Source organism: Amycolatopsis rifamycinica (assembly GCF_000695625.1).
GTDB classification, from domain to species: Bacteria; Actinomycetota; Actinomycetes; order Mycobacteriales; family Pseudonocardiaceae; genus Amycolatopsis; species Amycolatopsis rifamycinica.
In genome coordinates, this window is record NZ_JMQI01000012.1 from 1 (window position 1) to 11,720 (window position 11,720).

Here is an 11,720-nt window from a genome sequence, read left to right on the forward strand (position 1 = left end):
CCCCGCCGGCACGCCCCAAGCCGGTCTTCCCCGGCCCGGAATCCACCCCCCAGCCGTTCCCCGCCCGGCATGCCGCGCCCGCCCGCCCCGTCTTCCCCGGGCCCGGGACCATGCCGCCCGTTCCGCCTTCGGCGCCGAGTGCCCGTCCGGTCTTCCCCGGGCGGAACACCCCGCTCCCGCAGCCGTCCAGACAAGAGCAAGACCAAGACCAAGAACCCGCCACCCCGCCCCGTGGCACGCCGCGGGGCTGGTTCGACGAGTTCACCGAGAACAAAACACCCGAAGATCCGCCGGACTTCGGCCCCACCGGGCAGCCGACCGAGATCCCTTACCGGTACAAGCGCTGACAGCCCGGCCCGGGGGTGCGAACCTAGGACCATGTCCAAAGACCCGAACCCGGACCAGGGGTGGTACTACAACACCCGCACCCACCAGGTCGAGCACCTCGAACGCAGCCGCGGCATCGATCTGCTCGGACCCTACCCGGACGAGGCCACCGCCCGGCGCGCCCTCGAGATCGCCCGGGAGCGCACCAGGCGGGCCGATGCCGAAGACGACTAGACCGTCAAGCGCGGGCTGAGCACGAACTCCGGGTCCACCTGCGCGGCGAGGTCGGCGCCGGCCCACGCCGCCGCGTTGCGCAGGTGGAACTCGACCGCCTGGCGCTGGTAGCGCGCCCAGTCGCGCTGCTCCGCGTCGACCGCCTCGCGCATCGTGTTCAGCGTCGAAAGGTTGACCGGCTCGAGCTCGGCGATCGGGCGGGCCCGTCCGCGCTCCGCCGCCCGGACGTGACCGGACGCCGACAGCCAGCCCAGCAGCGCCGGGCCGACCTGGTCCTGCAGGAACTCGACGTCCTCCGCGTCCGTCACCTTGTTGCCCACCACCACGAGCCGGACGCCGAAGTCGCGGGCGTAGTCCGCGTACTGGCGGTACACGCCCACGCTGCGGACCGTCGGCTCGCACACCAGGAACGTCACGTCGAACCGGGTGAACAGCCCCGAAGCGAACGCGTCCGCCCCCGCCGTCATGTCCATCACGACGTATTCGCCCTCGACGTCGACCATGTGGTTGAGCAGCAGCTCCGCCGCCCCCACCTTCGAGTGGTAGCACTTCACACCGAGGTCGTCCTCGTCGAACTGGCCGGTGACGCCCAGGCGCACGCCACCCAGCCGGCGGAAGCAAGCCGCGAAGACCGGGTTGTCCTCGAACGGCCGGACCAGCCGCGAGCCGCGTCCCGGCGGGGTCGTCTTGATCATCGACGCCGCGTCCGGGATCCGCGGGTTGTCGCCGCGCAGGTAGTCCTTGATCAACGCCATGTGGTCGCCCAGCGTCGGCCAGGCGAGCGCTTCCTCCTCGGTCGCGCCGAGCGCCACCGCGAGGTGCTGGTTGATGTCGGCGTCGATGGCGAGCACCGGCAGGCCGGCGTCGGCGAGGTACGCCACGAACAGCGACGACAGCGTGGTCTTGCCGCTGCCGCCCTTGCCGACGAACGCGATCTTCACGGTCGGGGCCCCCTTCTGGTAACGATGACGGTTTTCATTACTACTCCGGCAACGTACACCCGACCGGCCCGCGCCCGATCGGGCGATCTCCGGGCCCGGCGCGGGTTAGGGTTGGGGGGTGCCTCCCCTCGTGATCAGGACACACTCGGCGGGCGGGGACTTCGGCCCCCTGCGTGCCGAGTTTTCGCTGCCGGAGTCGTTCGGGCCCGACGTGCTGGCCGAGGCGGAGGCGGCGGTCCTCGATCCGCTGGCCGGCGCCGGCCCCCGGGAGGACGCCACCGAACTGCCGCTGGTCACCATCGACCCGCCCGGCGCCAAGGACCTCGACCAGGCGATGGTCATCGAAAAGACCGCGCACGGCTTCCGCGTGCACTACGCCATCGCCGACCTCGCCGCGTTCGTCCCGCCCGGCGGCGCGCTCGACCGCGAGTCGCGCCGGCGCGGGCAGACGCTCTACCTGCCGGACGGCAACGTCCCGCTGCACCCGCCGGTGCTGTCCGAAGGCGCCGCGAGCCTGCTGCCCGGCGAGGTCCGGCCCGCGGTGCTCTGGACCATCGAGACCGACGACGCCGGCGAGCCGACGGCCACCCGGGTCCGCCGCGCGCTGGTCCGGTCCACCGAGCAGTTCGACTACGAGACGGTGCAGGCCGCGCTCGAGGCCGGCAACCCGCACCCGTCGGTGGCCGCGCTGCCCGAGCTCGGACGGCGGCGGCGCGAGCTGGCCGTCCGGCGCGGCGCCGTCGAGCTGCAGCTGCCGGAGCAGGAGATCACCGGTGATCCCGACGGCGGCTGGGTGCTCGCCCGCCGGCCGCGCACCGCCGTCGACGCCTGGAACGCCGAAATCTCGCTGCTCACCGGGATGGCCGCGGCGCGGATCATGATCGACGCGCGGATCGGCGTGCTGCGGACGCTGCCCGACCCGGAGCCGGAGGCCGTCGACTGGCTGCGTCGCTCGGCCGAAGCGCTGGGCATCGCGTGGGCGCCCGAAACGACGGTTTCGGAGTTCCTGTCCAAACTGGACCCGGGGCAGCCGGCGTCGATGGCGCTCTACGCCGACACAACGCGGCTGCTGCGCGGCGCCGGCTACACCGCGTTCGACGGCGAGTTGCCGGCGTTGACGACGCACGCGGGCATCGGCGGCGCGTACGCGCACGTCACGGCCCCGATCCGGCGGCTGGTCGACCGGTTCGCCACGGAGATCTGCCTCGCCGTCTCGGCCGGCCGCGAGGTGCCGGAGTGGGTGCGCGCGGCGCTCGCGGACGTCCCGGACCGCATGATGGCGTCGGACGCGCTCGCCGCGAAGGTCGAGCGCGCGTGCATCGACCAGGTCGAGGCCTGGGTGCTGGCCGAGCACATCGGTGGCGAGTTCAGCGCGGTGGTGCTGCGCGCGGACGAGAACAAGGCGGAGATCGTGGTCGAGGACCCGACGGTGATGGCGAAGTGCGCGGGGGAGCGGCTGACCGCGGGCGAGCGGATCGCGGTCCGGCTGACCGCGGTCGACGTCGAGAAGCGGAAGGTGTCGTTCGAACGCGCATGACGTACCTCGTCGACGACCTCGGGGAGCCGGTCCCGCTGACGGGACCGCCTTCGCGAGTGGTGTCGCTCGTGCCGTCGCTGACCGAAGCGGTCGAGGTCAGCGCGCCGGGACGGCTCGCCGGCGCCACGGACTACTGCACGCACCCGGCCGGCTTGGACGTCCCCCGCGTCGGCGGTTCGAAGTACCCGAAGCTGGACCGGGTGCTCGACCTGGCGCCGGACCTGGTGCTGGCCAACGCGGAGGAGAACCGCCAGGAGGACGCGGAACGCCTGCGCGCCAACGGAATCCCGGTGTGGGTGATGGCCGCGGCGGCGTCCGTGCCGGCGGCGCTGGGCTCGCTGCGGCGGATCCTGACGCAGGCGTACGAGCTGGACGAGCCGGAGTGGCTGGTGGCGGCGGAGGAAGCCTGGCGCGAGGTCCGGCCGGTGCGCTTCCACGCGGTGATCCCGGTGTGGCGCAAGCCGTGGATCGTCCTGGGCCGCGACACGTTCGCGGGTGACGTCCTGCGCCGCGTCGGCGTGGCGAACGTGTACGCGACGTCGGAGGAGCGCTACCCGCGCCCGGACGTGGAGGAGCTGCGGGCGCACTTCGCGGCGGACGCCGACCTGCTGGTGCTGCCGGACGAGCCGTACCTGTTCACCGAGGAGGACGGCCCGGACCACTTCCCGGACGCGCGGTACGTCCTGGTCTCGGGCCGTCACCTCACCTGGTACGGGCCTTCGCTGGTCGAGGCCCACGCCGCTCTTACAGCGTCAATCCCGTCAGGACCGTGACCCGCTCCTCCGTGAAGTCCGCCATCGCCGCCGCCGGGCCCTCTCGACCGACGCCCGAATCCTTCACCCCGCCGTAGGGCATCTGGTCCGCGCGGAAGCTCGGCACGTCACCGACGATCACCCCACCCACGCGAAGAGCCGCCGACACCTCGAACGCCGTCGGGACATCCCGGGTGAACACCCCCGCCTGCAAGCCGAACTTCGACGCGTTGACGCGGGCAACGCCGTCGGCCACCGACGACACCCGGACCAGGGAAACCACCGGCCCGAACACCTCCTCGGCCATCACCGACACGTCTTCGGGGACGTCCGCCAGCACCGTCGGCTCCACCGTCGCGCCCGACTGCGAACCACCGGTCAACAGCCGGCCACCCGCGGACACCGCCGACGAGATCCACGACGACACCCGCGAAGCGGCGTCGACGTTGATCAGCGGCCCGACATCGACACCGTCGGCGCGCGGGTCGCCGGTCCGCAACGCGTGCACCTGCGAAACCACCTTCGAAGCCAACGCGTCGAAAACCGAGTCGTGCGCGTACACCCGCTGCACCGAAATGCACGACTGTCCCGCCTGGTACATCGCGAACGTCGCGATCCGCTGGGCGGCGTAGTCCAGGTCCGTCCAATCCGGACAGACCAGCACCGCCGCGTTGCCGCCCAGCTCCAAGGCCACGTGCTTGCGCGGGACGCGGTCGCGGATCGCCCAGCCCACCGGGACCGAGCCGGTGAACGACACCACCGGCAGCCGCGGGTCCTCGACGAGCTTCGACGACATTTCGTTGTCCACCGGCAGGATCGACCACGAGCCCGGCGGCAGATCGGCGCCGGCCAGGATTTCGCCGAGCAGCAACGCCGTCAACGGCGTCGCCGGTGCGGGTTTGAGCACGATCGGCGCGCCCACCGCGATCGCCGGGGCCACCTTGTGCGCCACCAGGTTCAGCGGGAAGTTGAACGGCGTGATGCCCAGCACCGGGCCGCGCGGCACCCGCCGGACCAGCGCCAGCCGGCCGGTGCCGCCCGGGTCCGTGTCGAGCCGCTGCAGCTCGCCCGAGAACCGGCGGGCCTCCTCGGCGGCCCAGCGGAACGTCGACACCGCGCGCCCGACCTCGCCGCGCGCCCACTTCAGCGGCTTGCCCGACTCCGCCGTGATCAGCGCCGCGAACTCTTCGGACCGCTCACCCAGCGAACGGGACACGTGGTCCAACGCGCCGGCGCGGACGTGCGCGGGCAGCGTCGCGAACTCGTCGGCGACGTCGGCCGCGGCCTGCACCGCGGCATCGAGGTCCGACGGCGAAGGCACGAAGTGGGACCCGGCCGGAGAACCGTCGTAAGGGTGCTGGACGGGAGCGGTCGCACCGGCGGTGACCGGCTTCCCGGCGACCCAGAACGGGAACGTCACGCGCGGACCTCCGTCCGGACGGCGTACTCGAGCACCGAGAGGCCCTCGTCGAGCAGGTCGTCGGCCAGCGACAGCGGCGGCAGCAGCCGGACGACGTTGCCGTAGGTGCCGCAGGTCAGCACCACCACGCCGGCCCGGTGACACGCGGCCGCGACGCGCTTGGTGAGGTCGGGGTCCGGCTCCGCCGAACCGGGCTTGACGAACTCCGCGGCGAGCATCGCGCCGCGCCCGCGGACGTCGCCGATGACGCCGGTTTCGTCGGCCAGCGCCCGCAGCCGGGGCAGCACGACGCCTTCGACGCGCCGCGCCGACGCGGCGAGGTCCTCGGACTTCATCGTCTCGATCGAGCCGAGCGCCGCGGCGCACGCGATCGGGTTGCCGCCGTACGTCCCGCCGAGGCCGCCCGGCGGGACCGCGTCCAGCAGGGCGGCGCGGCCGGTGACGGCGGACAGCGGCAGGCCGCCCGCGATGCCCTTGGCCGTCGCGATCAGGTCCGGCACCACGTCCTCGTCGGTGGACGCGAACCACGAACCGGTGCGGCAGAAGCCGGTCTGGACCTCGTCGGCGACGTACACGACGCCGTTTTCGCGGCACCAGGCCGCGATCGCGGCCAGGAAGCCGCGCGCGGGCTCGATGAAGCCGCCCTCGCCCTGGATCGGCTCCAGCACCACCGCGGCCACCTGGTCGCCGCCGATCTGCTTTTCGATCCGGTCGATGGCCAGCGCCGCGGCTTCGGGGCCGGACAGGCCGTCGCGGAACGGGTACGAGCCCGGCACGCGGTAGATCTCGGGCGCGAACGGGCCGAAGCCGTGCTTGTAGGGCACGGACTTCGCGGTCATGCCCATCGTCAGGTTGGTGCGGCCGTGGTAGGCGTGGTCGAACACGACGACGGCCTGGCGCCCGGTCGCGGCGCGCGCGATCTTCACGGCGTTCTCGACGGCTTCGGCACCGGAGTTGAACAGCACCGACTTCTTCGCGTGGTCGCCCGGCGTCAGCTCGGCCAGTGCTTCGCAGACCTCGACGTACCCCTCGTACGGCGTGACCATGAAACAGGTGTGGGTGAACCAGCACGCCTGCTTGCGGACGCGGTCGACCACCGCCGGCGCGGAGTGCCCGACGTTGGTCACCGCGATGCCGGAGCCGAGGTCGATGAGCACGTTGCCGTCGGCGTCGGTGAGCAGGCCGCCGCTGGCGGAGGTGACGTAGACGGGCAGCACCGAGCTGACCCCGGCGGCGACGGCGCCGAGACGGCGCTGGTGCAGTTCCCGCGAGAGCGGGCCGGGGATCTCGGTCTGCAGCCTGCGCTGGCGGGGCGCCGGGGCCTGCGGCCCGGCTTGGGTGCTTGCGGTCACGGCGGGCTCCTGGAAGTCGGTGGACGTCCTCAGGATGCGGGCCGGACCGGGCGTCGTCAGCTGGCCGTTCTGGACAGATCGGCGCGTACGATTGGCCGTTATGGCACTCACGCTGGCGGGGCTGGCCGCCGAGCGCCCGCTCGGGCTGCGGGTGCTGACCGGCGAAGCCGGCTTGGACCGCCCGATCGGCTGGGTCCACCCGACGGAGCTGACCGACCCGCAGGCCTTCCTCGAGGGCGGCGAGCTGCTGCTCACCACCGGCCTGGCGCTGGACGAGGAGACGGCACCGGCCTACGTCCGCCGTCTCGTGGCCGCCGGGGTCGCCGGGCTCGGCTTCGGCATCGGGCTGAGCCACGAGTCCGTCCCGCACTCGCTCGTGGCGACGGCGGCCGAGGTGGGGCTGCCGGTGCTGGAGGTGCCGCGGAAAACGCCGTTCATCGCCATCACCCGCGCGGTCTCGCGCGCGGTCGCGGCCGACGAGTACGCGACGACGGTCCGCATCGGCCACGCCCAGCAGGAGCTGACCCGCACCGCGGTCGGCAAGGGTGGCCCGGCGGGGGTGCTGCGCAAGCTGGCGAAGCTGGTCGACGGCTGGGTGCTGCTCTTCGACCGCACAACCGTCACCGAAGCCGCTCCGGCGAGCGCACGTGCGTACGGTGCTTCGTTGCGCGAAGAGCTGGAGCGGCTTCAGACCGGCACGCGGGTGGTGTCGCTGGGGGACGACGAGGTGGTGCTGCAAACGCTCGACACCGGTGCCCGGCGCGTGCTCACGGTCGGGACTCCGGAACCGCTCGACACCGCAGGACGGCACATCGTCAACACCGCGGTCTCGGTGCTTTCGCTGGCCCTGGAACAGGATCGCGCGCAGGCGGCGGCGCGGGAGGCGCTGCGGACCGGGCTGGTGGAGCTGCTCGTGGGCGGCCAGGCCGAGCTGGCACTGCGCGTGCTGACCGCGACGGGCGCGCGGCCGCCGGAGTCGCCGTGGTCGGTACTGGTGTTCCGCGGCTCGCCCGCGGCCCGGCGCAAGCTGCTCGGGGCGCTCGACGGCGAGCTGTTCGCGGCGCGGTCCGGTGCGTCGGTGGTCGTCTTCGGGCCGGCGAGCGTGGCCGAGCCGGCCGCCGAGGCGGCGCTGCGGATCGGCGGCCTGCACGGCGGGGTGGCGGGTCCGGTCGCCGCGCGCGATTTCGCGGCCGGGTTCGAGCAGGCGGAACTGGCGGCCCAGGCGGCGGAGGCCGAGGACAAGCTCCTCATCTCGGCGGCCGAGCACACCGGCCGCGGGTTGCTGTCCCTGATCGATCCGGCGGTGGCGCAAGCGTTTGCCGGCGGTCTCCTGGCCCCGCTGCGCCACCACGACGAAACCGGCCGCGGCGACCTGGTCGAGTCGCTGCGCTGCTGGCTGGAGCACCACGGCCACTGGGACGTCGCCGCGGCACGCCTCGGAGTCCACCGGCACACGCTGCGGAACCGGATCACCAAGGCGCAGGAGCTGCTGGGCCGCGACCTGGACTCACCGGGTGTCCGCGCGGAGCTGTGGGTGGCGCTGCAGACCTGAGCAACGCCGGAGCCGTGCCGGGCGTCCTGGGTTCATGACCGGCAAACGGGTGGCTGTGGTGGCGCTCGTCGTCGTGCTCCTGGCGGCGGGCGGGGCGGCGTTCCTGCCGTGGACCGCCGACCACTTCGGGTACGCCCTGCCGGGCGACGGCGGGCTCCCGTCCCGCATCCACCACGCCGGCCGCGACTACCGCGGCGCCGCCACTTGCGTCGGCGGCGACGAGCAGGCCCTGACCCAGGTCGGCGAGGTGGGCACGTTGTTCGGGGCGGCGCACCCCGTGTTCACCACCCGGCCGGTGCCCGAGGAACCTCCGTTGACCCTTCTCGTGCGGGACGGCCCGGACTGCTTCGTGGGCTACGCGCTGCTGGGTGGTCCTTGAGCCACGTGATCGGGGAGTAGCTGGAGAAGCCGCTACTCGCGGAACGAGTCCGTCGCCGCGCGGAGAGCCGCGAGCATGCCCGGGTCGGTCACCGCGTGGCCGGCGCCCTCGAGCAGCTTCAGCTCCGACCCCGGCCAGGCCTGGTGCAGCTGGTACGCCGTGATCGGCGGGCACACCGTGTCGTAGCGGCCCTGGACGAGCACGCCGGGGATGCCCGCGAGCTTGCCCGCGTCGCGGATCAGCTGCCCGTCGTCGAGCCAGGCGCCGTGGCGGAAGTAGTGGACCGCGAGCCGGGCGAACGGCAGCGCGAACGCCGGGTCGGCGTACTGGCGGACGAACGACTCCTGCGGCCGCACCGAGACCGTCGCGCCTTCCCAGGTGCTCCACGCGATCGCCGCGCGGTGGCGGACCTCCTCGGCCGGGTCGTCGAGCAACACCGCGTACCCGGCCAGCGGGTCCTCCCGGAGGGACGCCGGGAGCGGGGCGAGGAAGGCCTCCCACTCGTGCGGGAACAGGTTCGCCGCGCCGCCGCGGTAGATCCAGTTCAGCTCGCTCTGCCGCACGGTGAACACGCCCCGCAGGATGATTTCGCTGACGCGCGAAGGGTGCGTTTCGGCGTAGGCGAGCGCGAGGGTCGCGCCCCAGGAGCCGCCGAAGAGCTGCCAGCGCTCGATGCCGAGCCGTTCGCGCAGCAGTTCCATGTCGGCGACCAGGTGCCACAGCGTGTTCGCGGTGAGGTCGCCCGCGTCCGGCGTCGACTGCCCCGAGCCGCGCTGGTCGAACAGGACGATCCGGTAGGCCGCGGGGTCGAAGTGCCGCCGGGCCATCGGCGCGATCCCGCCGCCGGGGCCGCCGTGCAGCACCACGACCGGCTTCCCGGCCGGGTTGCCCGCCTCCTGGCACCGGATCCGGTGCCCGGCACCGACTTCGAGGAATCCTTCGGCACGCGCGGCGATCGGCGGGTAGAGCTCGTCCATGCCGTCACTGTGCCGTAGGACCCCGGCCGCCGCCCCGACACCCCGCCGCCGGGTGCCGGGACGACGGCCGGGAAAAGGTGGGGACCCGCCCCCGCCGCCGGGCTGAGCGGGTCCCCGGTCCGGGGGTCAGCCGCCGCGGGGAGGAACGGGGAGTGAACTGCCGCCGGGGTGGTCACGGCGGCCGGTGATCCGCACACGCATTCCCGTCCTCCTCGTCGAGGTTCGATGCTTCGTCGTGGCGGCGACGGGCTAAACGCTAAGCCACAAGCCGAACACCAGTCAAGAACATGACTGATGTTCATGGATGTGAACGCCAGCTGTGCGGACGCTGAGCGAGCGCGTCCCCCTTGCCCGCCGCTTGCGAACGGGCCGGTACTTTCGGTCTCGGAATTTCCGGCGGGTCTTCGAAAAAGAGGTACGGAATGTCCGCGGTGACCTATCTCGAGGCGATTGTCGTCGGAGCTTTGCAAGGGGTGTCGGAATTGTTTCCGGTGTCCAGTCTCGGCCACAGCATCCTGCTGCCCGCCTGGCTCGGCGGCTCGTGGCAGCGCGACCTGAGCATCGGGAAGGATTCGCCGTACCTCGCGGTGCTGGTGGCGATGCACGTGGCCACCGCGCTCGCGCTGGTCCTGTTCTTCCGCAAGGACTGGGTGCGGATCATCGGCGGGCTGTGGACGTCGCTGCGCCACCGTGAGGTCCGCACCCCCGACCAGCGGCTCGCCTGGCTGCTGGTGCTCGCCACCATCCCGGTCGGGCTGGCCGGCCTGCTGCTGGAAAGCCTGCTGCGCGACGTCCTCGGCAAGCCGGTGCCGTCGGCGATCTTCCTGGCCCTCAACGGCGGTGTCCTCTACGCCGCCGAGAAGTTCTCCCGGCGCAAGCCGGCGGAAGAAGCGGACACTGTGGACCTTTCGGCGGAGGACACCCTGGTCATGCGGGCGGTTTCGGTCGAAGAGGCGACCGACGTCCGGCTGGCGAAGCTGCGCGCCGGCGAGGCGGTGCTGATCGGCGCGGCGCAGATCCTCGCGCTGCTGCCGGGCATCAGCCGCTCGGGCATCACGATGGTCGCCGGCCTGCGCCGCGGGCTGGGTCACGAGGACGCGGCCCGGTTCGCCTTCCTGCTCGCGACGCCGGTGATCCTCGCCGCGGGCGTGCTCAAGATGCCGACGCTGTTCGCTCCGGAAAACCAGGCTTCGCTCGGTCCCGCGCTCGTCGGCAGCGTCATCGCCGGCGTCGCTTCGTACATTTCTGTCCGATTCCTCACCGGATACTTCGAAACGCGTACTCTGACCCCGTTCGCCATTTACTGCGTGGTCGCCGGAATCGGCAGCCTGCTCTTCTTCGCGGTCTGACGTGCCGCTCACGTTCGACGCTCCGGCGGTCCTCGGCGTGCTCGTCTCGGGCACGCTCTACGTCCGCGCGGCCCGCCACCGCGGCTGGCCACCGGGCCGCACGACGGCGTTCCTGGCCGGGCTCGCGACGATCGTCGTCGTCACCTGCTCACCGCTGGCGGTCTACGACACGACGTTCTTCTGGGTCCGCGCGGTGCAGACGGTCACGCTGCTGATGATCACGCCGCTGCTGCTCGCCCTGGGCGCGCCCATCCGGCTGCTCCTGGACACGGTCCCGGCCCGGTGGCTGCGCCGCCACGGCCGCGGTCGGGTGGCGCGGGCGCTGACGTTCCCGCCGGTCGTCACCGTCGTGCTGGTCGCGCCGGTGCTGGTGCTGTACCTGACCCCGCTCTACGACCTCACGCTGCGCTCTTCGCTGGTGGACGGCCTCGTCCGGGTAGTGCTGACCGGCGCGGGGTTCGGCTATTTCTGGACGCGCCTGGGCCTCGACCCGACGCCGCGGGCGGACCCGCACCTGGTGTCGGTGTGGATCGCGTTCACCGAGGTGATCTTCGACGGCGCCCTCGGCCTGGTGCTGTGGCTCGGCCCGCTGCTCGCCCCGGCGCACTACGCGGCCGCGCACCCGGGCCGGGGCCCGGACCCGCGCACCGACCAGATCATCGGCGCGGGCGTGCTGTGGATCGGCGGCGACGTCGCCGGCCTGCCGTTCGTCGTCGCGTTGTTCGTGCGCTGGGCCCGCGACGACGAACGGCGTGCGAAGCAGATCGACACCCAGCTGGACGAAGCGCCGGCGTCGGCGCTCTGGTGGGAGTCCGACCCGGCCCTCGCCGAACGGTTCCGCCGCCGATGACCCCGCCCTCGACCCCCCGAGCGGCACTTTCACGTGAAAGTGCCGCTCGG

General features: G+C 72.7%; 11 protein-coding genes. 7 read left to right on the top strand and 4 right to left on the bottom strand.

The features are described from left to right. The first annotated feature begins 378 nt into the window (after nt 1–378). Nucleotides 379–561: a hypothetical protein gene (locus DV20_RS06535; protein ID WP_043777283.1), complete on the top strand. Its 183-nt coding sequence runs from the start codon at nt 379–381 to the stop codon at nt 559–561. Here DV20_RS06535 and DV20_RS06540 read toward each other — a convergent pair. Continuing rightward, a complete protein-coding gene (locus tag DV20_RS06540) occupies nt 558–1,502 on the bottom strand; it encodes an ATP-binding protein (RefSeq protein ID WP_043777285.1) in 945 nt (314 codons plus the stop codon). The two genes, DV20_RS06535 and DV20_RS06540, sit on opposite strands and share 4 nt — an antisense overlap. A gap of 130 nt (nt 1,503–1,632) precedes the next feature. Here DV20_RS06540 and DV20_RS06545 point away from each other — a divergent pair, with 130 nt between their 5' ends. Both DV20_RS06545 and DV20_RS06550 read left to right on the top strand, forming a co-directional pair. After that, a complete protein-coding gene (locus DV20_RS06545; protein WP_043777287.1) occupies nt 1,633–3,039 on the top strand; it encodes an RNB domain-containing ribonuclease in 1,407 nt (468 codons plus the stop codon). Then, nucleotides 3,036–3,812, top strand: coding sequence for a helical backbone metal receptor (locus DV20_RS06550; protein ID WP_043777289.1), 777 nt, complete (start codon nt 3,036–3,038; stop codon nt 3,810–3,812). Before DV20_RS06545 ends, DV20_RS06550 begins: the two co-directional genes overlap by 4 nt. On the opposite strand, the gene DV20_RS06555 is transcribed toward DV20_RS06550, so the two are convergent. Continuing rightward, nucleotides 3,784–5,211, bottom strand: a complete 1,428-nt coding sequence (locus DV20_RS06555) for an aldehyde dehydrogenase family protein (protein WP_043777290.1) — start codon at nt 5,209–5,211, stop codon at nt 3,784–3,786. The genes DV20_RS06550 and DV20_RS06555 overlap by 29 nt on opposite strands. After that, on the bottom strand, nt 5,208–6,563 hold the full coding sequence (gene gabT / locus DV20_RS06560) for a 4-aminobutyrate--2-oxoglutarate transaminase (RefSeq protein WP_043777291.1): 1,356 nt from the start codon (nt 6,561–6,563) through the stop codon (nt 5,208–5,210). The genes DV20_RS06555 and gabT overlap by 4 nt, the downstream gene beginning before the upstream one ends. A gap of 100 nt (nt 6,564–6,663) precedes the next feature. On the opposite strand from gabT, the gene DV20_RS06565 reads away from it, so the two are divergent. Both DV20_RS06565 and DV20_RS06570 read left to right on the top strand, forming a co-directional pair. After that, nucleotides 6,664–8,115: a PucR family transcriptional regulator gene (locus DV20_RS06565; protein ID WP_043777293.1), complete on the top strand. Its 1,452-nt coding sequence runs from the start codon at nt 6,664–6,666 to the stop codon at nt 8,113–8,115. A gap of 34 nt (nt 8,116–8,149) precedes the next feature. Further along, nucleotides 8,150–8,494: a hypothetical protein gene (locus tag DV20_RS06570; protein ID WP_235190722.1), complete on the top strand. Its 345-nt coding sequence runs from the start codon at nt 8,150–8,152 to the stop codon at nt 8,492–8,494. Between the two features lie 32 nt (nt 8,495–8,526). Here the strand turns inward: DV20_RS06570 and pip are convergent, their stop codons facing one another. Continuing rightward, nucleotides 8,527–9,471, bottom strand: coding sequence for a prolyl aminopeptidase (gene pip / locus DV20_RS06575; RefSeq protein WP_043777296.1), 945 nt, complete (start codon nt 9,469–9,471; stop codon nt 8,527–8,529). A gap of 422 nt (nt 9,472–9,893) precedes the next feature. Between pip and DV20_RS06580 the strand changes: the two genes are divergently transcribed. Beyond that, nucleotides 9,894–10,820, top strand: coding sequence for an undecaprenyl-diphosphate phosphatase (locus tag DV20_RS06580; protein WP_043777298.1), 927 nt, complete (start codon nt 9,894–9,896; stop codon nt 10,818–10,820). Nucleotide 10,821: 1 nt separating this feature from the next. Then, the gene (locus DV20_RS06585) at nt 10,822–11,670 is read left to right on the top strand and encodes a cytochrome c oxidase assembly protein (protein WP_043777300.1); all 849 of its coding nucleotides are present in this window, start codon (nt 10,822–10,824) and stop codon (nt 11,668–11,670) included. Nucleotides 11,671–11,720: the final 50 nt, after the last annotated feature.

What these genes read in the sequence shown, in the direction of transcription:
- DV20_RS06535 (WP_043777283.1), top strand. Translation starts at nt 379, where the DNA reads ATGTCCAAAGACCCGAACCCGGACCAGGGGTGGTACTACAACACCCGC.
- DV20_RS06550 (WP_043777289.1), top strand. Translation starts at nt 3,036, where the DNA reads ATGACGTACCTCGTCGACGACCTCGGGGAGCCGGTCCCGCTGACGGGA.
- DV20_RS06565 (WP_043777293.1), top strand. Translation starts at nt 6,664, where the DNA reads ATGGCACTCACGCTGGCGGGGCTGGCCGCCGAGCGCCCGCTCGGGCTG.
- DV20_RS06570 (WP_235190722.1), top strand. Translation starts at nt 8,150, where the DNA reads ATGACCGGCAAACGGGTGGCTGTGGTGGCGCTCGTCGTCGTGCTCCTG.
- pip (WP_043777296.1), bottom strand. Translation starts at nt 9,471, where the DNA reads ATGGACGAGCTCTACCCGCCGATCGCCGCGCGTGCCGAAGGATTCCTC.
- DV20_RS06580 (WP_043777298.1), top strand. Translation starts at nt 9,894, where the DNA reads ATGTCCGCGGTGACCTATCTCGAGGCGATTGTCGTCGGAGCTTTGCAA.